Origin of the sequence: Caproicibacter fermentans, assembly GCF_009746625.1 — a bacterium.
Lineage (GTDB): Bacteria > Bacillota > Clostridia > Oscillospirales > Acutalibacteraceae > Caproicibacter > Caproicibacter fermentans.
Map to the genome: position 1 here is coordinate 1 of NZ_VWXL01000008.1, position 23,115 is coordinate 23,115.

Consider the following 23,115-nt stretch of genomic DNA (forward strand, 5'->3'; position numbering starts at 1 on the left):
CACTCCCCATCGGGTTTCCCCATCCGGATAAGTTGTGGGATGACAGGTGTAATTTCACCGTCCTTTCCTGATATTTTACCTGCCGCTTGCTAAAGGCGGTTTTTGATATATACCCTTACGGGCGCACATAAAGCTCGGTCATTGAATTGCTGACTGGCGTCCCGGTGGCGAATACGACGCCCCGGCTGTGCGTGATTTCGTCGAGATACCGGCATTTCAGAAACATGTCGCTGGACTTCTGCGCGTCGGTGGTGGAGAGGCCCGCCACGTTGCGCATTTTCGTGTAGAGAAACAGATTTTTGTAGTTGTGCGCTTCATCCACGAACAGACGGTCCACGCCGAGCTGCTCGAAAGTGACGACATCATCCTTGCGGGAATTGTCGTTAAGACGCTTTAACCGGGCCTCGAGCCCCTTCTTGGTGCGTTCCAACTGCTTGATTGTGAATTGCTCTGCGCCACTGTCTTTGAGTTCCTCCAGCCCGTTTTCAATTTCCCAAATCTGTTCCTGAATCAGCCGTTTCTGCCGTTCCAGCGAGACGGGGATTTTCTCAAACTGCGAGTGGCCCATAATGATTGCGTCGTAATCGCCGGTGGCGATCCGGGCGCATAATTTTTTGCGGTTGCGTTTTTCAAAATCCTTTCGTGTGGTAACGAGAATATTGGCCGAAGGATACAGTCTCAGAAACTCGGAAGCCCACTGCTCCGTCAGATGATTCGGAACGGCAAACAGGGATTTTTGACACAGCCCCAGCCGCTTGCCCTCCATTGCGGCGGCGATCATTTCGTAGGTTTTGCCCGCGCCTACGACGTGCGCCAGCAGAGTGTTCCCGCCGTAAAGCTGGTGCGCCACGGCGTTGAGCTGATGCTCTCGCAGCTTGATTTCAGGGTTCATACCGGGGAATACAAGATGCCGCCCGTCGTATTCACGTGGGCGGCTGGAATTAAACGTTTCGTTGTATTTTTTCGTCAGGGTCTGACGCCGCTCCGGGTCTTTCCAGATCCAGTCGCGGAAAGCGTCCTTGATGGCCTGCTGCTTCTGCTGGGCGAGGGTGGTTTCTTTGGAATTGAGGACGCGGCGCTCTTTGCCGTCCGGGTCTGTCACGGTATCGTAGATCCGCGTGTCCCGGAGATTTAAGCTGTCCTCCAGAATTCGGTAGGCGTTGGCGCGGTCGGTGCCATAGGTGACATAAGCCGCCACATTGTTGTAGCCGATGCTGTTTTTATTGGATATAGCCCACTCCGCCGTAAACGAGGAATAGTTTACCCGGATGCCATCGCGCACACCGGACGGCGGGTTGAGCAGTTCTTCCATGAACTGCTGGATGTACCCCTTGTCAATCCACGTCGCGCCGAGACGCACCTCGATTTCCGAGGCGTCGAGGTCTTTCGGCTGGGCGGCTTCCAGCGCCTCAACGTTGGGGGCGATTTTCTCCGCAAGATCGGGCCGCATTTCCGCGAGGTCTTTCGCCAGCCGCAGCTTACGGCGCACGTTGCCGGAGAGGTATTCGTCGGCGGTCACAAAGGGGATATTGCCCAGCTTGTAAAAGGCTTTCGGAACACTTGCCGGGTCCTGTTCGCCCAAATCGCGGAAAATCACACCCCGCAGTTCGTCGATCAGCGCTTCCGGCGTTTTGCCGGTGAGGGAAGCCATGTAATCCATATCCACCCGCGCCTTTTCCGCGATGGAGAGAGCCAACGCTTCCGACGCCGTGTCCACGGAAGTGACGATTTTCCGCTGCCGGATGGTACGCTTGGTGAACATGTCGGCCTTGCGTTCCAGCTTGCCGTCCTCGTCAATCACTTCCAGAGAACAGAGCAGATAGTACGAAGAATCCTCCGCAAACGCGAGACTGTTGCCGCGCGAGTTGATGAGGCCGTATTTCGCGGAAAAGGCGTCGTAGAGCCGGTTCAGCTCCGCTTGCGCCTGAAAAATTGCCGCATCTGCCGTGTATTCATCCAACTGGAGGTTGATGAGCTTCTGCACACAGTCCCGCAGCTCCACCATGCCCATGACGCGGGCCTTGGCTGTTTCGTTCAGCTCCGGCCGCACCATGCGGGAGTTTTCCCGGTAGTACACCTTGCCGTCCACGACGGTATAGGAATAGTTTTTTACGTCGGGGTCTGCCGGGATGGAATCGTCGATTTCCTCGTTCTCACCGAGATCCGGCAGTTCCGCTTCGGCCATCTGTCCCTGAATATGGAAAACCGCCTCGTGGAGCTGTTCGGAAAGATCAGTATCGGGAAACGGCTCACAGGTTGTTTCCTTTTTATCGCCGTGCATCTTATCATCCCATTTGATCGTCCCCAGCACCATTTCGGGATGATCGGCAAAATAGCCGTTGACGGGAATGCCATCCCCGGTCTGACCGAGATGCACCCAATCCGGTTCAATGTCAATGGGCCGGTCGCGCTTTTGGAGAAAGAGGATGTCGGTGGTGACTTCTGTTCCGGCGTTGGCCTTGAAAGCATTGCTCGGAAGCCGAATGGCCCCCAGCAATTCCGCGCGCTGCGCGATGTACCGCCGCACCTCCGGCGACTGTTTATCCATCGTGTAGCGGCTGGTCACGAACGCGATCACGCCGCCCGGCCGCACCTGATCGAGTGTTTTGGCAAAGAAATAATCGTGAATCGGGAAACCGAGTTTGTCGTAAGCCCGGTCGGAAACCTTGTAGCTGCCGAACGGCACGTTGCCAACGGCCAAATCAAAAAAGTCTTTCCGGTCGGTAGTTTCAAAGCCCGCCACGGTAATGTTGGCGTTGGGATAGAGCTGTTTGGCAACCCGGCCTGTGATGCTGTCCAGCTCCACGCCGTAGAGCCGGGACGCCGCCATGCTCTCCGGCAGCAGGCCGAAAAAGTTGCCGACGCCGCAGGCCGGTTCCAGAATGTTGCCGGTCTGAAAGCCCATGTTGCCGACAGCTTCATAAATGGCTCGGATTACCGTGGGGCTGGTGTAATGGGCGTTCAATGTAGAGGCCCGTGCCATTTCGTATTCCTCGGCGGTCAGTGCGCCGACCAGCTCGGTATATTCCTTTGACCATGCGGCGTTGTCAGGGTCGAACGCCTGCGGGATGCCGCCCCATCCGACATACCGGGAGAGGGTTTCCTGTTCTTCCGGCGTTGCCGTGCGGCCCTCGGACTCGATTTGTTTCAGAGTGCGGATAGCGGCGATGTTGTAGCCGTATTTGGTCTTCGCGCCGCCCTCGCCCAAATGGTCATCGATAATGCGAAAGTTGCGGCGTTCTGATTCAACCTGTTCTTTTGCGGTGACCGTTTTTTCAGGGAGAGCCACACCGCTTTCCGGGCGTAGCTTGCCGGACGGCTCTATGGCAGGCTCCCGCAGGACCGGTTCATGGGAAAAGCCGTCCTGCTCCTGTTCATACAGAGCGCGGAGAATTGGGGCAATTTCTTCCCAACGGGCGCTCCGTTTGCTGTTGTATTTGTCGTGAATATCGACCTCGAAGCCCGTGGTGGTGGCGAAGAAATCCGCCGTCTCTCCGGTGGCCAATTCCATCGTATCGGAAGTCCCAGCATAGGTATCAGAAAGGCGTTGGGCCACGCGGGTATTACCCTCGTTTTCGCGGAAGTATCCCGCAATCTTTTCCTTGTCCCGCTGTTCCAGCAGGCCGGAAGTCAGGGCCTCGCGCAGATCGGCGTCCGTGTGTTCCAAGTCCGCAGCCAGAAACTCCGTGATGGGACCGTTCCGGGAATCCTGCCGCAGCAGGCGTTCAAAGTTTTCCCGGCTTTCAGCGCGGAAAATGGGATAGGCAAGCGACGGGTCGCGGAGTTGGACGTCGGAAGTGCCGATGTCGGTGATTTCAAAGGGCTTATTGTTCAGAAATACCGTATCGCCAATCTTGTAGGGAAGCTGAATAGCAGCGCTGTCGGGAACCGTCCGCTGTAGCGCCTCCCATTGCTCGTCGGAAAGCGTTATATCCACTTCATGGGAAGCGTCACCGTTTCCGATGGTGATGGTGTCGCCGGTGCGGGTGATCGGCTGGTCGCTAAGATCGGGCGCTGCCTGTTCTTCCTGCGTGTAAAACCGATTCTCCCGGATGAGCTGGGCGATTCGCCGCTGCACCTTCGGCCATGACAAGTCCGTCGATGTGCTGCCCACGGTCACGGGAAACGCCGGGAGATCGTCGCCGTACTCGGCGCGCAGGAACGCCGACGTGTCCTTGTCGCGGGCGTGTTTCCGCATATACTCGGCAACGGTGTTTTTGCTTTCGGTGCTGCCGTTCCATTCCTGAAGGGCGGCGTCAATGTCGGCTTGGGCCGTAGTGCTTTTTTCCGGCTTCTGTGGTGCTGGTACAAAAAAAGCGGAGGGCTTTTCGCTCTCCGTTGCGGCAATTTTCTGTATTTGTTCCTGCTCCGACGGGAAGAAACTTAGCTGTAGATAAGCTCCGTCAGAATCGTTTCCTCGGCCTGCGCTTTGAGGTCGTTCATGAGGCCCACCCAGCGCATCGGGTCGGAGGCTTTCAGGCTCTCCGTAACGCCCGCCGATTTCATCAGCTCCGGCATCATGCGCTCTAACCGCGCCGTCGCCGTCCGCTCGATCTCCAACAGGTGCGGGTACAGCTTCTCCGACAACAGCAGGCTGTTGTACAGAACCGGACGGTGCTCCTTCAGGTAATTCTTCCGCATCCTCCCGTATTTCCCGATGCTCTCCGTCTGCTCCGTGATCGTCAGGTCCGGAATCAGGTAATCCCCGTTCTTGGTGTAGGTCAGGTTGTTCTCCATGTGTGGCGCTCCTTTCCGCGAGGTGTTCTCGTTCGTAATTTTTAACGGTGACTTCAATCTGCCGCAGCACCCTTTGACTTCCTTCGCTGACCGCCGTGCCGAGGGCGGCGACGGTATCCGGCGTGTTGAAATCAAAGATGCTCAGAAAATCCTCATGCTCAAAGTATTCGTCGGGTTCCAGCCCGCAGCGGGACATGAGGGCGTAGGTCAGACTGACAGAGGCGGCATTTAGGAACTGTGCTCCGATGTTGAATTCATCATATTCCTCTAAAAAGCTGCCGTCAACGATGTGGAGAATGTCGTACTGATGGTCCTGCCAATATTCGTTTGCCAACTGTCCGGCGATCTGCTCCAATTGATCGGCAAGGCCCTTTTCGCCTGAAATTTCATATTCCTGTTCCAGCACTGTCGCAACCGCGTCCTCATGCTCCGGGCGGTACTGCCAAAGGAACGGACGGCGGGAATTCTCCCTGCCGCCCGTGTCGGAAATATCAAAGACGTACCGGATTCCCGGCCTGTCGCCGGATGCGTCGATGAGCGCGATCCCCTTGCTGCCGTGCCGAACGTACCGGCGCATTTTATCGTTCCAGACCTCATATCCGGCACAGGCCGTCGCGTCGGGGCGCTGGGCGAAAATCATGAGCTGTTCTTGATATGGGTACTTGTAGAGCCGCGCGGCGGTTTTCAGAAAATCCATCCAGCTTTCATGACTGGCGGTAATCTGCGTCGCCGTTTTCTCCGCGATCTGCTCGCAGGCTTGTAGTTTTGTCGGCATATATTTACAACTCCTTCCTGTTACTCAAATGAGTTTTATAATAAAACGCAACATAAACTAGTTTTTCAATATGCTAAAATGGCCGTTACAAAACGGAAGTTTTGTAACGGCCATCATCTTTGGTATCGCACTGTTTCTCTGAATTAAAACTTTTTGGGAAACGCTTAATTGTTGATTTTTTGCCCATCAACAAAGATATTGATTGACTTATATTTAATTTTTTGATAACTTAGTGTTTTTTCAAGAGATTTTAATAAAGCCGTGCGATTGCTCTTGGTAAGACAATCCGTAAATTCGTTCGACAATGTCACATTTAAGGTAAAAACATCCCCAACAACATACGTGGCGGTACTGCTATTCCCTGATTGTTCATACCCATTCGAATCAATTTTATAATCAACCATACTCACACTATCAGGAATGTTATTCAACTTTTTCCATTCTTGAAAGATATTCTGTGGAGTGTAATCTAACTTCACCGATTCTTTTTTTATCTCAGTTGTGCCATTTTCAAGATAGTATATATCAACATAGTCATTGAGAATGGCGTTTGTGGTCTTTTCCTGATGTGCCTCTTTGCTTGATATTAAAGTAGGAAGAAATTTTGGTATGATTACAGAAGCACATAAAACAAGCGCAATGCATGCGGCAATTCCAGTGAAACGTTTCCAATTGAAGCTGACCACATTTTTTTTGAGGGTGACAGCTTCATCGGCCTCTTGTATGAAGTTATCATCGATACTATTGATGGCATTATACAGATTTTTCCCTGTCATGCCATAAAGCCTCCTTTCTGTAAATAGACTTTCAATTTGTTTCTTGTCCTAAAGAGAGAGGATTTAACTTTACTTTCACTGATTTCAAAACGGACTGCAATTTCTTTAATGGAATCTGTGAACCAATATCGCCTAACAAATATAATTCGTGATTCGCGATCAATAGTATGGAGAAAACAGTTCACTGACCTTCCAAGATCATCGGCATCATATTGCCCTTCCACACCCTTTAATCCGACAATACATTCTTCCAGTTCAGAAAAGGCGATTTCTAATTCAGTGTTCCTTTTTTGAGCTGAATAATATTCGTATCGTTGCAAGGCAAGATTGCGAACGATCTTCCCAAGATAGGATTTTAACATACTAGGTTTTTGGGGAGGAATAGCATTCCATACCCTCAAATATGCGTCGCTTTCACATTCCTCGGCATCCTCCTTGCTTTTTAGGATGTTGTTAGCAATACAAAAGCAGAAATTTCCATATTTTATCTTAGTCTTGTCAATTGCTTCTTCGGAACGCTCAAAATACAACTGAATAATTTGGGAATCATCCATGCTTTTCCCCCTCTCTTATTTAATGAAAGCTTTCACTTATTATAGATCGGAAAAGAATAAATTGGTTGCAATGTTTTGAGAAAAATCATGTAAAAAATTGATAATCGTGTTCTTCATTCAGCATCCACGTCAAAATCCGGGAGCAGATCAAGCTCGGCGTACTCGGCGTCGCTCATGCCCCGGAGCTTTCCCAGCGCGGAATCCGTCAGGGACAGAAGCTCTGTTTCCTCCGCGCCGAGATAGTCGCGCATCTTTGTCAGCTCCGCAATCAGTCCCTCCCGCGTCCCGGTATTGTAAATGCACATCAGGTTGATTTCATCGTTAGTAAACATATCACCGCTCCATTTCCGCGCCTCTGTCGGGCGCTGTTTTTTTGTGTTCCCGGCTGACCGGCTGATTTCTGAGCCGTTCCACGACGGAATTTTTCTTTTCGTCGTCTTCCCGCCGAGACGCCTCGGCAAGCTCCAGAAGGGAGATCGGCTGACCGGTTTTGGACTGCTGTTCCAGCTCCGCGACGGTGGGATTTTTTCCGTTGTCGATGACGCCGTCGATCATGTCGTAATCGTCCTCCATCGACATTTCCGCGCTTTTCAGGTAGTTTTCCGGCTTCAGAAAGGCCGGAATCTCCTGAAAACCGAAGCTGTCCACATAGTGACAGGATACAACGCCGTTCTGCTTTAGGGCAATGATGTCGCTGACGGACAGGCTCGGCTTGTGATAATCGGCGGGATGATCGTTGTTAAACCTGTCCCACAAAACGGCCAGTCTTTCCTCTGTATTGCCCTTATCGGTAAGCGGGGCGGTATAGGTAAGATCATAAATTGCCGTGATCCACGGAAATGCCTTTGGATTCCAGCCAACTGAGCGGCTCAAACCGGATATCCCGCAGCTCGTCGCCGTCCTTGACCTGATAGATGGCGAAAGCGTCCTGAGAGGTTTTCAAAAAAGCGGCTTCCCGCTGCTCCTGATGCTTCATCCGGTCCTCTATAGCGGATGAAAACTCCCGGCTTTCTTCCCATTCCTCGCGACTGACGGCGAACAGGCCGCTGTGGGCCTGAATCTCATCCGGGTCGAACGCCATGCTTGCGCCGCCGTTCTCAATCATGTAAACGGTGAGATCCTGCTCGAAAAGCTCCAACGCCCGGTCTTTGGAGAGGGACAGCAGATCGCCGTCCAGATACCCGCAGGCTTTCAGATTTGCCACGGTCAGTTCTGAATCCGGCCTGGGATATTCGTCGAGTGCCAGTTCCGGCGCATCCGGCAGCATACTGGCTTCTTTCGAGGATGTGGGGGCATCTTGTGGCTCCGGCGTGACAATCTGATGATCCCCCATGCTTAGATTATTTTTACGGATATATTCCTGTATGTCCTGTTCACGCACGGCGGCAATCTTGTTTAGAATGTCAAGCGGCACCTTTTCTGAGGTTGCGGGGGTCAGGTGTTCAAGGGCAATCGCCTGTTCGTAAGCGGTTGGAATGGAACTGACACCCTCATCGGCAAATCCATTTGCCGTTTCCCGCAGGCTCTCCTTATCGTAAAGGGTATAGCCGTATCCGTCCTCATTTTCCTTCAAATAAAGATAGGCGGCGTTGTCCAGCAGATACACCGCCTCGGTTTCCCTCGGAGAATAGATTTTTTCGATTTCATCCAGCCGCCGCAGAAGCTCATCCGGGAACGCCGTGTCCTCACCCTTGGCGGCACTGAAAATGGCCGCACGGGTGTCTTTTCCGTAACCGCTTTTCAAATCTTCCACGGTGGCCGGGACTTCTTCCTCCATAGAGTTGAGAGGAAACGGCGGTTCCATGACGGAAGTTGTGTACTGATACACGTCCCCGGCGAACTGTTCCAGAACGCTGTCATACTCTTTCAGGACCTCGCGGAAATTTTGGTCGATGTCGGAAATAAGGCCGGAGGCGGTTTTATTGATGGTTTCAAGAGAAGCCCGCAGCTCCGGCAATTCCTTATCCTTGCTCCAAGAGGCGATATAGCCGAAGCTGTTCTCGCCGGTCTGAATGCCGTAATATTGGCAGACGGCATAGGAAACGCTCTCGGCCTCCACTTCCTCGCTGTGCCGATCCTTCGGTTTGGGCGGTTCGGCGGTTTCATCACTTTTGGCGGCGGCAAGCCGGGCCTGTTCATAGTTATGCAGCGTGGCGTGAGTGATTTCGTGGACGGCGGCGGAGACGGTCTGCACTTCGCTCATGCCGGACCGGATGGCGATACGCTGGTCTTTTTCGCTGAAATAGCCGTCCGTATTCGGCTCCATCGCTTCAAAAGCAAGCGGAACGGGGGACGAACGCCGCAGCGCCTCCATGAAAATCTCATATTGCTTCACATTTCCCATGAGATCGTTTGCCAATGTCGGCAGAGGCTTCCCCTCGGTCTGCGAAACGTCAAAGACCGACACCACCTTGTACATGGGAATTTTGATTTCCTTTTCCTCCATGATGATCTTGCCGTCCGCGTCCAGCATGGGAACCTTGGTATCGGGGTCGAGCTTTTCTTCCTCGATTTTCTTTTTGAACGGCGTGGGAGCGATAATTTTGATCTCTTTTTCGCCCCGCATGACATTCCGACTGAACTGATCGCGCCATTTGTTGAACCCGGCCACGAGGGTGGCGTCCGGTTTCTGCATGTAGATGAGCATGGTGTTGTTGACGGAATAGCGGTGAAACCGGGACATGGTACGGAGGTACTGCGCGTACCGGTCGCTCTGGAACAGGCTTTGGATGCCCTGTTCGATGCTGTCGGTGATCTCTTTCAGCCGTTCTTTATTCTTTTCGGCCATAGTGTGCTCCTTTCTCAATTCATAGAATCGAAAAAAGCGCGCCCCCGCACAGGCCGGGGGAATCCTATGCAGGAGCGCGCTCATTATTCATTTTCGGAGCGTATGCTCCTTGTATTATAGAGTAGTAGTTATTAAGGGCCCTCTCCAAGGACTTGTGCTACACTGTAAAGGATGCTGTGGATTGGTTGTATGCTCCTACCACCAGATGGTTCCCGACAGGTTCCAACCACAGCCCTTTGCATTTTTGTTAATTAGTTAAATACCGCCAGACGGTTTATGTGGAACAAGGTTACAAGAGCAAAGCGCCCTGTGGAAGCAGCATCACAATCTTACCGTCGGAGGTCTTGCTATGATTTCTGTTGGAATCGACGTTGCCAAGGATAAGCACGACTGCTTTATTATCAATTCAGAAGGGGAAGTCCTCGCGGATGTGTTCACCATCCCGAACAGCCTAGAGGGGTTCCAGAGTCTGCTGCAGAAAATCCGAAGCTGCTCCTCGACTCAAGACAAAATAAAAGTAGGGCTTGAGGCTACCGGACATTACAGCTACAACATCCTTGGGTTTCTTCTTGACAATGGTCTTCCCACCTATGTCCTGAACCCCCTGCACACTAACCTTTACCGGAAAAGCCTCAGTCTCAGAAAGACGAAGACAGACCGTGTCGATGCACGAACGATTGCGGCTATGCTTATGTCTGATTTAGGCCTCAAGCCCTACACAAATACAGCATACCACAATGAGGAATTGAAGTCACTGACGAGGTACCGTTTTGACAAGGTGAAGGAGCGTGGCCAGCTTAAGCAATCAATTTCCCGTCTGGTCTGCATTCTCTTTCCTGAACTGGAAAAGTTGGTACCGACGCTTCACATAGTTTCCGTTTATACCTTGCTGGAGAAATTTCCAGGAGCCAAACAGATTGCGGAAGCTCATCTGACGCGGCTGAAAACACTTTTACATGACGCTTCCAGAGGCCGCTATGGGCGGGACATGGCCGTAAAAATCCGTGATGCTGCCAGAAATTCCGTCGGTTCTGTGATGCCGGCGAAATCGCTGGAGCTGCAGCATACCATCCGGCTTATCAGGGAACTGGATACCGAGATTGGGGAAATTGAGTCCGCCATCCAACACATTATGGATAAGATTCATTCACCTATTACCACCGTTCCCGGCATTGGTACTCAGATGGGTGCTATGATTCTGGCTGAGGTAGGAGACTTCTCCCAGTTCGACTCTCCGGATAAAATTCTGGCCTACGCCGGGCTTTCGCCCTCTACCTACCAGTCCGGGCAACTCAAAAATTGCTATGCCCACATGGAAAAACGGGGTTCCAGATACCTACGTTATGCCATATTTAATGCCACAAAGTATGTTTGCCTTTGGGTTCCGACGTTTTCTTCCTACTTTGCTAAGAAACGAGCAGAGGGCAAGCACTACAATGTCGCAATCTCCCATGCTGCCAAAAAGCTGGTACGGCTCATTTACGCCTTAGAAAAGTCCGGAGAATCTTATCACCTGGCAGCATAGCTTTCACTCAATAGCTGGTGTGAAACTTTGATAGGACCTCGCTTTGCTATACATTTTTGAACCATCTTCTTTTCGATCACCATCCTCAGTTTCGAACTTGACTTTTAATAGTTAATCTGTCGGGAGGGCGTATTTTCGCTGTTTTAGCCCGCAAACTGTCGGCTTCGCGCCGCCGGTCGCTGTACGGTTCCCGGACGGAAACACAGCCTTTGGGAACAAGATAGCTGACGGCCCCGCGATGCTCCGGGTGCTCCGGTTTCACCTTGTCGGGGTATTTTACTGAGAGCCGTTTGAGCTTTTGGATAAGTTTTTTATTATGTGTGTAAACGCTGGCCGTCGCTTCTTCTTCGTTATAGCTGATGATCGTCTCCCGTTCATATTTGGTAAGTTTCATGATCTGCCCCGCTTTTTCGTCCCCGAATCAAATTCCAGTTTGAAATTGACGTGTTCCCCGGTGTCATCCAAAATCACCGTGGCGTCGTAAGTCTTGCCGGCTTTTTCGGAATAGCAGCCGGTAAGCCTTACGCGCCCGTCCTTCAGGAGCGCGGCGGCGACGGATTTTGTCAGCGCCTTTTTCTTGACAGCGAAAAACCGGTTGTCCTTCCACAGCCCGAAACGGCAACTGTCGTTTTCGCAGAAAAAGCCCTTTTTGCTTTCGGTCACGCTGCCGCCGCAACGGGGGCATTTGCCGATAATTTCCCGACCGGAGGGGAACAGCACTTCCGCGCCCTTGACCGGCGTATATGTTTTTATAAGTTCCCGGAGCATGGATGAAATCCCGTTCATAAAAGCGTTCGGTTCCAGTTCGCCGCGCTCCACCTGTTTGAGCCGGTTTTCCCATTCGGCGGTCAGCAGCGGGGATTGAAGCTGTTCCGGCAGGACGGTGACAAGCGACACACCGACCTGAGACGGAATGAGATTGACGGTTTTCTTGGCCTTTTTCCGTTCCACAAATCCGGTAGTAACGAGCTTTTCCAGAATGGCCGCGCGGGTGGCGGGGGTGCCCAAACCTTTTCTCTCCGCATCATCCGGCATATCCTTCGCGCCCGCCGTCTCCATCGCGGAAAGCAGGGTGTCCTCCGTGTAGTGTTTGGGCGGCGAGGTTTTTCCATCTTTGACTGAAAAAGCGGAAATAGGGATGTCCTGTCCTTCTTTTAACTCAGGCAAAGGTTTGTCGGACTGTTCCTGAAAATAGGTTTTCCAGCCCGGAACGAGGATCGTTTTGCCCTTGGCAGTAAATCCATACCCTGCACAGTCCAGCGTGACGGCTGTTTCGTCGTATCGGTGCGGCTCACTGACTGCGCAGAGAAGCTGTCGGGAAACGAAACGCAGAATTTCCCGTTCTCCGGCGGGCAGCGCGTAAACATCCGCTTTGCCAGCGACGGAGGTGGGAACGACGGCGTGATGGTCGCTGACCTTCGCGCTGTCGCAGACCTGACCGGCGTTGAGCTTTTCAGGAACATCCGCGCCGCAAATACCGGCGGCGACGGAGACAAGTGCCGGGACGGTTCCCTCCATATCGTTTGTCAGGAACCGGCTGTCGGTGCGCGGATAGGTGCAGAGCTTCTTTTCGTAAAGCGATTGCAGATAATCGAGCGTCTGCTGGGCCGTGTAGCCGAGCAGACGGTTGGCGTCGCGCTGGAGGGTGGTCAGGTCGTAGAGGGCGGGAGTCTTTTCGGCTTTTTCTTTCCGCTCCACGGCTCTGACAGTGGCTGTTTTCCCTTTGCAGGCGGCGGCAATGGCTTCGGCCTCCGGTTTCTGTTTGAACTTGTCGCCGGTGGCGGTGAAGTCGCCGCAGTCGAGGCTGACCGTATAGAACGGCTCCGGCTGGAATGCGGAAATTTCAGCTTCCCGCTGCACGATGAGCGCCAGTGTCGGGGACATGACGCGCCCGACGTTCAGGGTACGATGGTAAAGGGTACTGAACAAGCGTGTCGCGTTGATACCCACCAGCCAGTCGGCCTTGGACCGGCAGAGCGCGGACTGATGCAGCCCGTTGTAATCCCGGCCCGGTTTCAGGTTGGCAAAGCCCTGCCGGATAGCCTCGTCCTCCATTGAGGAAATCCAGAGCCGTTTAATCGGCTTGGAACAGCCCGCCATGTCATACACGGTACGGAAGATCAGTTCGCCCTCGCGTCCGGCATCGCAGGCGTTGATGACTTCATCCACATCGTCGCGGCGCATCAGGGCGCGGAGAATATCAAACTGTGCTTGTTTGTCCCCGCTTACGGTGAACCACCAGTTTTCCGGCAGGATAGGTAAATCTTCACGCCGCCATTTCGCGTATTTTTCATCATAGGCGTCGGCGCTTGCAAGCTCCGCGAGGTGGCCGAGGCACCACGAAACGAGATAGCCGCCGCCCTCCAGAAACCCGTTGCCGCGCTGTTTCGCGCCGATCACGGCGGCAATACTTTGAGCAACCGATGGCTTTTCACTGATTACAAGTTTCAATTTTTTCTCCTTTCATCGGACATAGAAAAAGGACAACCGATTTCTCGATTGCCCTTGAGTATAAAGATACGAAACTAAATCTGTGCCTTTTGTTGGGTTACTTCTTTTTGACAGGAATCCATATCTCGCTGTAATATTTCTCATCCTGTATTCCTTTGGGATACTCGGCAGGATCGCTGTACATTTCAATATTGTAGCCCGCCGCAATCTCATAATCCTTGCTGTTTGGAAGCCATTCCGAAAAAATTCTTTTGCTTACATCCTGTAAGGACTGGGGCATCCCGCCTTTGCAGGCAAAAACAGCCCAGGTGTATGCGGGAATAACCTTTGTAACAAAGCCTTCCGGTATTTCTGCGGCCGGATTGTAATTGTCTGCGACCAGATACTCGAATTCATCCGATCCCATACTCTCGTCAATACTGATGCCATACATTCCACATACCACCCGCTCTTTTCCGGGCTGATGGAGTTCCAGCCAAAACTTAGGAATTTCTGCTTTTGCGTCATCATACTTGAATGTTCTGGACGCTCCCATAACCGTAAAGGAATCCTTTTCGACAATCTTGTAATCCATAACATAACCGCCTTCCAAAGTAAATTTGATTTTCAGCTGAGCAAAAGACTTAATCATTGCTCCGTCTTTTCGAACGGCAGTCGGTGTGACGCCATGAAAACGGGTAAACGCCTTGGTGAAGCTGTCCGGTGAGTCATAGCCGTATTTCAGTGCAATATCAATGATCTTTTCATCGGTGGAAACAAGCTCACTGCCGGCAAGAGTAAGCCTGCGTTCTCGGATATACTCTCCGACCGTAAAACCGCAAAGCATGGCAAATCCCTTTTGAAAATAGAAAGGGGATACTAACACCTGCTTTGCAATCTTTTCAATTGTCAGTTCATCAGTAATATTGTTTTCAATATAGCAGATGGCTTCACCGATGCAATCAACCCAGCCCATGTACACATCTCCTTGCCTGTGCTTTCATCTTATTACTTTCAAAGCGGCTGTTCCCGACTTTTTGTGTTATATTTTGTCCGCAGATTAAATTCGCGTTTATAAGTATCTTATCATTCAGGATAATCCAAAACAAGCCGCGTTATTTTATTAGCCCCTTTTGCATTAAAAAAGGCAACCGATTTCTCGATTGCCCTTACACAGTAGCTATACCTGTCGTGAAAATAAACCCGTGATTATGACTTTTTCACTGGTCTGATATACTTCCAAAAACGTTCCGGATCATGATAAAAGTAAATTATTCTCCCGGGGGAAGTATCATAGCAATAACCGGTTCCTGCAAAATCAAAAGTAGCCATTGCCTTTTCAACCTTTTCCTCCACACTGCGATTTTCCTGCTCATAATCGAATGGCTCATGTTCAAAAACAAGATACTCGGCTTCGGGAACATCAATTAGTAGCATTTGTGGCGGTACTTCGCCTTTGTAATCAGAAGGAAGGCGCACGCCATAACACTCTATACGTGGGAAACCCCAATCGCAGAGTCTGCCGTCCGGGTCATTAATGTACGCCATAATTTGACCGCTGCTGCTGTTTGATTCGCTCCCACCATCGTCATCCAATTTACCTTTGATGCTATCGAGTAAGCCGCAAATTGTATCGCAGTCCTGTCCCGAAATAAGGCTTTGTTTTTGCCAAAAATCCCAGTACCCATTACTCTCATAGTTTTTAATGTGTAAGAATTTGTGTGCGGGAATGGTTACAAAATAAATTTTAACACCATCTGTGGATTTTATCATACCTATCTCTCCCAATCCGAAAAAGTAGCGGTCGAAGGGGTTTATTTTTGTACGAAGAACGACAGGCTTAGGCTTTTTTCGGTATTCACTTGGAGTTACACCATAGGTTCCCTTGAAAGCTCTGGTAAAAGCTTCGTGTGATGAAAAGCCATAATCAAAAGCAATATCCAAAATGTTTTTTTCGCTATCCCGAACCTCTTTCAGTGCAAAGGCTAACTTTCTAAGCCGCAAATAATCTCTAAACTGCATACCCGATATTTCCTTGAATTTTCTGGTGGTATGAAATTCAGAATAACCCAACTTGCGAGAAAGAAACCGCAACGTTAGTGCTTCATCGTGATGATGTCTGATACACTCGTCAATTTGGTCAACGATTATTTGAATCTGCTTGTGCCACTCGTACATTCGTCTGCTCACCCCGTTTCAACTACCCTATAACAATTATAGAGTAAAGGAAATTGCATTGCTTGATTTTACTTGCGGAAATCGATGCTTTCTTTTGCGCCAGAGATTATTTGAATAATCAACGATCTAAAAGCTTACGAAATATCTTAACACACAGGTTTATCCGAAACAAGCCGGAACGTTATCGCTCCGGCTTGACGACCTTCTGTGTGATGATAAGATTGCGGTAACAGTCAGGGGGATGGTCAGAACGGCCTTTCGGCGGGGCGGGAGGCCGTTCCTCCCGCCTGTATTGAGGCTTCTGCACCATCATCCGCTCAAAAGGGCTGTCGGTGAAAAAGGTCATTCGTCCTCACTCTCCGTTTCACCACCGGATGATTCGGAACCGTCTTTTTGCGCTGTCTCTAAGTCAGGGACTTCCGGTTCATCTTCCGGCTCAGATTCTTCCTCTTCTTCTTCGGTGTAATCGTAATCGTCCGGGTCGGGTTTGTTCTTGTCCTTTTTACCCGGCTTGCGGAATTTGAAGAACCAGACCGCCGCACCGGCGAGAACGGCTGCAAGAACGGCAACCGCCGCGATTCCGGCGCTGCCGTTCTGCTTTTCCGGTCGGGAAACAGAAGAAACCGTGGGCGTCGATGCGGTCGGCGCGGAGGATGTCTCCAGAGTAGAAGTAACCTTGGACGAGGAAGAACCGGATACGTCCTCGTTGTCGCTCTTTGCAAGTGCAAGCAGGTCCTTGTCCGTCACGGCGTCAAGGAAATAGACGTTTTCGGCGTTTTTCTGACGGTCGATAATCAGGTAAAAGACGTGCTTGCTCGGCGTGGTAACGGTGAAAAACTCCTTGCCGTCCTCGTTGGTCACGTTGTCGATCACCGTCCCGGTGCCGTCCGGCGTCAACGGCTTGAGAGATGTTCCGGACGACGTTGCGGACGACGCCGACGACGATGCGGTACTGCTCGCGGTGCTGGAACTGCTCAAGGTCGGAGAGGTCGTCCCTGTGCTGTAGGCGAGGACGTTGACGGAAAAAGCCGCCGTGCAGGACACGGCGGCCATCAGGCAGACCAATACGCGAATTTTAGATTTCTTCATGATGTTCCTCCTGCTTCTTTTGGTCGGATACGGGCCGGTTTTCGCGGGATGCTTTCATGAGCGCCGACAGTTCCTCTGCCGTCATGCCCATGCCCCGCACAAGGCCGACAATATCGAGATTTTCCAGTTCCCGGCGCTGCTTTTCCAGTTCCTTCTGCCGGTTTTGCAGCGCGGAGATTTTCGCCGCGTTCTTTTCATACTCGGCGTCGATTTTTTTGAATTTCGGATTCACGGTTCATTCCTCCAATCTGTTTGTTTATGGGTTCGGTAAACGCCCGAACGTATAAAAATGGATCTGCCAGTAGCTATTGTTGAGATTCGAGTAACCGATGGGGTCCCCCGCCGCGAGCATCATGCCGTTTCCCACATAGATGCCCACATGGGATACACCGTCGGTATCGTAGGTGTGTTCAAAGAAAACAAGGTCGCCGGGTCTTACGTCGGCGTGAGAAGCCGGAGTGCAGATGTCGCAGAGGCCCTGCGCCCCCAGCCGTCCCACGTTCCACCCGCTGTGATTGATCACCCACGACACATAGCCGGAGCAGTCGAACGAGGTTTTCGGGCTGCTGCCACCCCAAACGTAAGGGTAGCCGATGTACTTTTTCGCTTCCGTCATCATGGCGACGAACCGTGCGTCCGCCATCGCTTCCGGGGGAATATCGTATTCCGTGGGCTTTTTGACGGTGGATGCGTTCGGATAGGCCGACGAAGGGAACAGGTCGGGCCGGTTGCCGAGGGTGGACATATACATTGAGTACACGCCGACCTGATCCTCGTTCATGATGGAAATAGGAAGATGGGACAAATCCTCGTTGTGCAGCTTCACGTTGCAGATGGTGTAGGTATAGGGAACCTGACGGGTTTCGGTATGGGTCGTGCCGTCCGGGTCCGTCACGGTATCCGTTTCAGTGCGGGTTCGGGTTTCCGTCTCCACGGTCTGCGTCAGTTGATATTCTTTTGAGAACAGCGCGGAAAGCATGTCCCGGACTTCATCCAGCGTCCATTCGCCGCCGTGCCACGCGGTCAGGATGGAGATCAGCACATACGGATCGTGACCGATTTTATCGAGGTCATAGTGATATTCGTCATACCCGGGGTGCTGTGTCTCATAGTGGTCGATTTCGTCCTGAAGGTCTGCTTCTTTTTGGGCGTAGGCGGCTTCCGCGCCGAGCATGGCGTCGTCCGTGGAAGGATAGGTGGACGCGGTAACGCCGGACAGCGCCCCCTCCAGCAGAACCGAGCTGGAAGATAGAATGTTCAGAAGCAGGACAAGCACCAGAAAAATGCCTGCGGTAATAAGAAAACCGTTCCGGTGCCGTCCGACAAAAGCCGCCGCCCGCTTGCCCTCCCGCGCCGCCGTCTTTGCCGCTTTAGAAGTGTTTTGGGCGGCTTTCCCGGCAGAACCGGTAAAATGACCGGCCCGTTTCGCGGCGGCATACTGCTTTTTGACAGCCCGCTTTTGCCGCCAATGGGCCAAAGGATTTCCGGATAGCAGCGGATTGTCCCGCGCGGCCTTTTTCTGCAAATAGCCGAGGTTGGCGCGGTCAAGCCGCTTTTCCGCTTTGGCCGATTCCCGGTAGGGTTTCAGTTTGTGGGAGCGATGGGCGCTGTGCGCTAGACGCCCGCCTGTCTCGGCGGATTCCTCGCTTTTGTGCGCTGCCTCCACGCCCACGTTTTCATCCTCGGACTGCCGGATTTCCCGATGGAACTGCATCAGAACGGCGTTCCCGGGCGCATCCCGGACGGCGTGGGTGAATTTGGGCGGCTTTTTCTTGTCCACTTCCTCGAATTTCAGGCGCGTTGTAACCTTGCCGGTGGCCGGGTCAACGGCGCGCTGCCGTTTTAAAGCGGTCTTTTTCGGGACTTTGGCCTGTGCGCGATCAGCTTTAACCGCCGCTTTCTGCTCTCTGTGGACAAATTTTTTTAATACTGGGTCGGTTTGTTCCTCCTCTGTAAATTGCAGGCGGGGCGCTCGTTTTTCCACTATCGTCACCTCCTGTCCCGCCGAGCGCGGACGCTCATGTTGCCGCCACTTCCTGCGGCTTGGTGGTCATGATACGGTACAGCTCCGTGTCCTTCGGGAAATGGTCAATAAACGGCAGAATGACGTTGCCGTAAAACAGCAGCCCTTCGCCCTCGCCGGAATGGGTGACATAGGAAAGCTGATGCGGCGAAATGCCGAGCTGCTTGGAGAGAATCTGCCGGTCGCCGGAAGCCTGATTGAGCATGTAAATGTAATCTGAATTTTCAAAGATGTTCTCGATTTCCCGTGAGGAAAGAAGATCCTTGATGTTCTGCGTGATCCCAGTCGGAATGCCGCCCCACTTGCGGAACCGCTTCCAGATCTCCACGGAATAGGCGGCGGTCTGTTCTTCTTTCAGAAGAAGATGGAACTCGTCGATATAGTAGCGCGTGGATTTTCCCACGGCGCGGTTGACTGTAACGCGGTTCCAGACCTGATCCTGCACGATGAGCATCCCGATTTTTTTGAGCTGCTTTCCAAGCTCCCGGATGTCGTAGCTGATGACACGGTTTTTTACATTCACAGTAGTGCGGTGGTTGAACACGTTGAGGGAGCCGGTGACGTAGATTTCCAGTGCCGTGGCGATGTACTGCGCTTCCTTTTCATCCTGCCGCCGCAGCTCGTTATACAAATCTTCCAGAATCGGCATGCTCTCCGGGCGCGGGTCGTTCAGGTAATTCCGGTACACCAGCCTCACGCAGCGGTCGATGATGGTCTTTTCCACCGGCTGCAAGCCCTCTTTGCCGCCGACGATCAGTTCACAGAGCGAAAGGATGAAATCGGACTTGAGCGACAGCGGGTTTTCTTCCTCGGAATAGTTGAGGTTGATGTCCATTGGATTGATGTAATCGGTTGACGCGGGCGATATTTTGATGATCTGCCCGTGCAGGCGCTCAATCAGCGGGCCGTATTCGGCTTCCGGGTCGCAGACGATGATGTCGTCGTTTGTGACGAGGAACACATTGACGATTTCCCGTTTCGCGGCGAAGGATTTGCCCGCGCCCGGTGTGCCGAGAATCAGACCGTTCGGGTTTTTTTGGAGCTTTCTGTCCACCATGATGAGGTTGTTGGACAGGGCGTTCAGCCCGCAGTACAGCGCCTCGCGCCCCGTCTGGAACAGCTCCTGCGTGGTAAACGGGATGAAAATAGCGGTGCTTGATGTGGTCAGGCCCCGCTGGATTTCCACCTGATTCAAACCGAGCGGCAGACTGCTCATCAGCCCTTCCTCCTGACGGAAATCGAGCCGGGTCAGTGCGCAGTTGTATTTCTGCGCGAGGGAGCTTGCCTGAAACACGTTGTTGTCCAGCCGCTGCCGGTTTTCGGCCACGTTGAGAACAAGAAAGGTCACGAGGAACATACGCTCGTTGCGGCTCTGTAAATCCTGCAACAGTTTTTTTGCTTCTTCGCCGTAGGTGGCAAGGTCCGAGGGGATGATGTCCATGTCATAGCCGGAACGGATGGCCTTTTTCTGCTCCTGAATCTTCATGGAATCCAAATCCGTGATTTTCCGTTTCACCGTCTTGATGGCGCTCACCTGGTCGATGGACTGGATGTGCATGGTGACGATGAGGCTGGATTCCATGTCGAGAAAATCTGCCAGCATCCGGTCGTTCAGCTCCGGCGCGAGGATTTGCAGGAATGACACCGCACCAACCTGACGCCCCATGCCGAACATGCTGCCGCTTTTGAACTCGAAGGAGGACGGCGCGATGAAATCCTTGACGGAGAGGCCGGAGGGAGCCAGCCAGTCCCACGAAAAACGGAATGGCTCCGGCGCGTCCATGCGGAAAATATCGTGCAGCAGCCGCAGGCGGTCCGCGCCGTTCAGGGAAGCGGCTGTCACGCCGAGATGCTTGAAGTTGTTGAGAATGTCGATCTCGATACGTTCCAGCCGGGGCTTGGCCGCTTTCAGACTGTCCGCTTCGATGCCGAAAGTCAGGTATTTGGTCTTGATGAGGCCGTTGTTGCCTTTGGCAAGCTGGTTCCGGAGCATTTCCGTGTATTCCGAACGAAGGCTGTCGAAATCGTCGCCCTGCGGCGGGATGGTGACGCTTTTCGCAAAGCTGTCCCGCGTCGCAGCAAGGTTCAGAAACGAGAGCTGAAATTTAATGGAGCTGTCGAAATAGTTGAGGAAATCGCACCAGCCCTCGAAAATGGCGGTCTTATCCTCGTTCTGGTTGAGCTGATAGTTGATGTCCTGAAACTGAACGGTTTTCGTGTAATAGCTGTCGGTCACGCGGCAGATACCGTCCGGGAACATACGCTGAAACGGAATGCTGTCCTGCGCCGACTGCTTTTTCTTATCGGTCTGCCGTGCCTTTGCGACGGCGGCTTCGATCTGACGTCTCTCGGCGCGGGACAATGACCGTCCTGCGGCCGGTTTTTGCTTTTGTACCGACAATCCGACGCACCTCCTTGTCGAGTTGACTTTGCCGCGCGAGCACGGCGTAATAGTTGTTGGTCTGATAGGGCCGCTGCTTTGGCCGGAGAAACAGCACACGGGCAATATTGCGGACTATCTTTTCCATCGGCAGGCCGTTTTTCTCATAGACGGCCATCAGGAAAAACGGCAGCATCACGAGCACCATGCAGAGGGATGCGGCCCCGGCACTGAAACCTGCAGGCCCCTTGAGCAAAAAGAAAAGCGGTACGCCTACAAGCGCGCCGCCGCTGAAACAGATAAGCTGCCGTTTCGTTAAATTGAACAGAACCTTCGTTTTCACGGCGGTCAGGTCCTTGGGCACGGGAACATAAGCCATTGAATCACTCTCCTAAATATATCTGATAAAAAAACACCACATCTGCGATGGGGGCTGGAAAAGCGTAAACGAATATGCTATATTGATAATATAAACTTGCTATTAATGGCCTTGATAAACACGAATTCTGAGAAAGGTAAGATGTTGATATGAAGGCAGATGAATTAGAGAAAATTGTCCTTGAAAAATTAAACAAAGGTTTATTGGACGGTATAGTAGGAAATGATTTCGTTACAGGAGACTATGCAAAAGTAACTTTCCGTAAAATCATAAAGGATGGTATACCTCAAATTCTTCGTTTCGGGGCAGATAGTAAATTTTTTGATAATAAGGAAAATGTACGAGTGTCAGGAAAAGAATCGGTTCAACTATTTAAGACAGTAATAGAAAAACTGGGCTTTATAAAAAAATATGGTTGGCTGATTGATGATCCTGATGTTAAAGCCTATAGTGCCTTATTCAAACCAAATAAGAAATAAGAGGTATACTTTCAATGAAATATAGCATTTAACTTTAAGAAACTAACAAATTTCGAATTTATCAAGCGCAGGATGAAAAAGTCCTGCGCTTTAATGCGCGTTGAAGATGGATTTTGCGAGGCTGCCGGTTTTAAAAAGCGTGAAGCACAGCAGCACTGTGTAGCCCATGCACGTCCAGATCGCCTTGCTGATATCCGTGCTCACGCTGATACTTTTTACAAGAACGGCGTAAATCGCCACGCAGACGATGATGAGAAAGCCCTGAAATCCGAGCGCGAACAGGGAGCGAAGATAGTTCTGCCCCATGCCGCCCGATTCCCGGTTGAGCATCGTCGCCATCGGGATTGGCGCGATGGACGTGGCTAAGTAGATTTCGATCATCCTCCCGTACACGATGATGAAAATGCAGATTGTGAGCGCCCACATGGTGAAACCCACGAAAATGCTCTGGAACCACAAGCCAAACAGGGGGCCGAGATCCATAGCCAGGAGCCGCGTCTGAAGGTTTGCCGTAACGGAGCTGATGTCGATGGACGTATCGGAAACGATGATTCCCGCCGCGCTGTTGACCACGCTCTGAGCCACGTCGAATATGCCCATGACGATATTCCATGTGTTGGTTACGATGAGGATGGCGCAGGCTGTTTTGAAAATCCAACGGAAAAAAACGGCGCTTTCGATGTCGTGAAAATTGTTTTTGTCGGTAATGATCTGAATCAGCTCCAGCGTCATGACAAACGCGAGGATGAGGCCTGCAATAGGCATCATGACGTTTTCGGACAGGGTCCGGATCATATTGTAAATGCCGGTGTTCCACGCCTGCGGCGTCGTTCCCACCTGAGAGGCAATCTGCCCGACCTGACTGTTTACGTTGTCGAACATGCCCGACAGGTTGTTCATGATGCCGCCGACGAGTATTTCTTTCAGCCATTCGGTAATCTGCTGCTTGATGAAATCCAAGTGGCATCACCTCCTTTCCCGCGCCCCCTTGAATGGGGCACG

General features: G+C 52.0%; 20 protein-coding genes and 2 pseudogenes. 3 read left to right on the forward strand and 19 right to left on the reverse strand.

What is annotated here, in order from left to right; all coding sequences use genetic code 11:
* Positions 1-127 precede the first annotated feature (127 nt).
* Positions 128-3,730 (reverse strand): annotated as a pseudogene (locus CAFE_RS20425) (DEAD/DEAH box helicase family protein); the annotation flags it as partial.
* A gap of 653 nt (positions 3,731-4,383) precedes the next feature.
* Positions 4,384-4,737, reverse strand: coding sequence for a TnpV protein (locus CAFE_RS19850; RefSeq protein ID WP_233452654.1), 354 nt, complete (start codon positions 4,735-4,737; stop codon positions 4,384-4,386).
* Here CAFE_RS19850 and CAFE_RS19855 point away from each other — a divergent pair.
* Complete coding sequence (locus CAFE_RS19855; RefSeq protein ID WP_233452655.1) at positions 4,736-4,969, forward strand: hypothetical protein; 234 nt, start codon at positions 4,736-4,738, stop codon at positions 4,967-4,969. The genes CAFE_RS19850 and CAFE_RS19855 overlap by 2 nt on opposite strands.
* 707 nt (positions 4,970-5,676) lie before the next feature.
* On the opposite strand, the gene CAFE_RS00920 is transcribed toward CAFE_RS19855, so the two are convergent.
* From CAFE_RS00920 to CAFE_RS20575, 6 genes and pseudogenes are all read right to left on the reverse strand, one after another.
* The gene (locus CAFE_RS00920) at positions 5,677-6,288 is read right to left on the reverse strand and encodes a hypothetical protein (protein WP_156989537.1); all 612 of its coding nucleotides are present in this window, start codon (positions 6,286-6,288) and stop codon (positions 5,677-5,679) included.
* The gene (locus tag CAFE_RS00925) at positions 6,285-6,842 is read right to left on the reverse strand and encodes an RNA polymerase sigma factor (RefSeq protein ID WP_156989538.1); all 558 of its coding nucleotides are present in this window, start codon (positions 6,840-6,842) and stop codon (positions 6,285-6,287) included. The genes CAFE_RS00920 and CAFE_RS00925 overlap by 4 nt, the downstream gene beginning before the upstream one ends.
* A 113-nt stretch (positions 6,843-6,955) precedes the next feature.
* Complete coding sequence (locus CAFE_RS00930; RefSeq protein WP_156989539.1) at positions 6,956-7,174, reverse strand: transposon-transfer assisting family protein; 219 nt, start codon at positions 7,172-7,174, stop codon at positions 6,956-6,958.
* 1 nt (position 7,175) lies between these two features.
* On the reverse strand, positions 7,176-7,715 hold the full coding sequence (locus CAFE_RS19860) for a YodL domain-containing protein (protein WP_233452656.1): 540 nt from the start codon (positions 7,713-7,715) through the stop codon (positions 7,176-7,178).
* Positions 7,657-8,646, reverse strand: coding sequence for an LPD16 domain-containing protein (locus CAFE_RS20570; RefSeq protein ID WP_413814409.1), 990 nt, complete (start codon positions 8,644-8,646; stop codon positions 7,657-7,659). The genes CAFE_RS19860 and CAFE_RS20570 overlap by 59 nt, the downstream gene beginning before the upstream one ends.
* Positions 8,647-8,703: 57 nt before the next feature.
* Positions 8,704-9,714, reverse strand: a pseudogene (locus CAFE_RS20575) (ArdC-like ssDNA-binding domain-containing protein); the annotation flags it as partial.
* 265 nt (positions 9,715-9,979) lie between these two features.
* On the opposite strand from CAFE_RS20575, the gene CAFE_RS00940 reads away from it, so the two are divergent.
* The gene (locus CAFE_RS00940; protein WP_156989540.1) at positions 9,980-11,155 is read left to right on the forward strand and encodes an IS110 family RNA-guided transposase; all 1,176 of its coding nucleotides are present in this window, start codon (positions 9,980-9,982) and stop codon (positions 11,153-11,155) included.
* A gap of 85 nt (positions 11,156-11,240) precedes the next feature.
* On the opposite strand, the gene CAFE_RS00945 is transcribed toward CAFE_RS00940, so the two are convergent.
* The 10 genes from CAFE_RS00945 to CAFE_RS00985 all read right to left on the reverse strand — a co-directional run bounded on the left by CAFE_RS00945 (position 11,241) and on the right by CAFE_RS00985 (position 21,634).
* The gene (locus CAFE_RS00945) at positions 11,241-11,549 is read right to left on the reverse strand and encodes an immunoglobulin (RefSeq protein ID WP_156989541.1); all 309 of its coding nucleotides are present in this window, start codon (positions 11,547-11,549) and stop codon (positions 11,241-11,243) included.
* Positions 11,546-13,606, reverse strand: a complete 2,061-nt coding sequence (locus CAFE_RS00950) for a DNA topoisomerase 3 (protein ID WP_156989542.1) — start codon at positions 13,604-13,606, stop codon at positions 11,546-11,548. Before CAFE_RS00950 ends, CAFE_RS00945 begins: the two co-directional genes overlap by 4 nt.
* 97 nt (positions 13,607-13,703) lie before the next feature.
* The gene (locus tag CAFE_RS00955; RefSeq protein WP_156989543.1) at positions 13,704-14,561 is read right to left on the reverse strand and encodes an AraC family transcriptional regulator; all 858 of its coding nucleotides are present in this window, start codon (positions 14,559-14,561) and stop codon (positions 13,704-13,706) included.
* A gap of 233 nt (positions 14,562-14,794) precedes the next feature.
* Positions 14,795-15,763 (reverse strand): helix-turn-helix transcriptional regulator, encoded by a 969-nt coding sequence (locus tag CAFE_RS00960; RefSeq protein ID WP_156989544.1) that lies wholly within the window; start codon positions 15,761-15,763, stop codon positions 14,795-14,797.
* Positions 15,764-15,944: 181 nt separating this feature from the next.
* Positions 15,945-16,109 carry a hypothetical protein gene (locus CAFE_RS19615; protein ID WP_166525037.1) on the reverse strand — a complete coding sequence of 55 codons (165 nt, stop codon included), beginning with the start codon at positions 16,107-16,109 and terminating at the stop codon, positions 15,945-15,947.
* Positions 16,106-16,852 carry a CD1107 family mobile element protein gene (locus CAFE_RS00965; RefSeq protein WP_156989545.1) on the reverse strand — a complete coding sequence of 249 codons (747 nt, stop codon included), beginning with the start codon at positions 16,850-16,852 and terminating at the stop codon, positions 16,106-16,108. Before CAFE_RS00965 ends, CAFE_RS19615 begins: the two co-directional genes overlap by 4 nt.
* Positions 16,839-17,084 (reverse strand): DUF4315 family protein, encoded by a 246-nt coding sequence (locus CAFE_RS00970; protein ID WP_330593690.1) that lies wholly within the window; start codon positions 17,082-17,084, stop codon positions 16,839-16,841. Before CAFE_RS00970 ends, CAFE_RS00965 begins: the two co-directional genes overlap by 14 nt.
* 24 nt (positions 17,085-17,108) lie before the next feature.
* Positions 17,109-18,836, reverse strand: a complete 1,728-nt coding sequence (locus tag CAFE_RS00975) for a C40 family peptidase (protein ID WP_330593692.1) — start codon at positions 18,834-18,836, stop codon at positions 17,109-17,111.
* 34 nt (positions 18,837-18,870) lie between these two features.
* Positions 18,871-21,276 (reverse strand): VirB4-like conjugal transfer ATPase, CD1110 family, encoded by a 2,406-nt coding sequence (locus CAFE_RS00980; protein WP_156989546.1) that lies wholly within the window; start codon positions 21,274-21,276, stop codon positions 18,871-18,873.
* Complete coding sequence (locus CAFE_RS00985; RefSeq protein ID WP_156989547.1) at positions 21,176-21,634, reverse strand: PrgI family protein; 459 nt, start codon at positions 21,632-21,634, stop codon at positions 21,176-21,178. The genes CAFE_RS00980 and CAFE_RS00985 overlap by 101 nt, the downstream gene beginning before the upstream one ends.
* A gap of 149 nt (positions 21,635-21,783) precedes the next feature.
* Here CAFE_RS00985 and CAFE_RS00990 point away from each other — a divergent pair, with 149 nt between their 5' ends.
* Positions 21,784-22,113, forward strand: a complete 330-nt coding sequence (locus CAFE_RS00990; protein ID WP_156989548.1) for a hypothetical protein — start codon at positions 21,784-21,786, stop codon at positions 22,111-22,113.
* Positions 22,114-22,203: 90 nt separating this feature from the next.
* Here the strand turns inward: CAFE_RS00990 and CAFE_RS00995 are convergent, their stop codons facing one another.
* The gene (locus CAFE_RS00995; RefSeq protein WP_413814410.1) at positions 22,204-23,013 is read right to left on the reverse strand and encodes a VirB6/TrbL-like conjugal transfer protein, CD1112 family; all 810 of its coding nucleotides are present in this window, start codon (positions 23,011-23,013) and stop codon (positions 22,204-22,206) included.
* Positions 23,014-23,115: the final 102 nt, after the last annotated feature.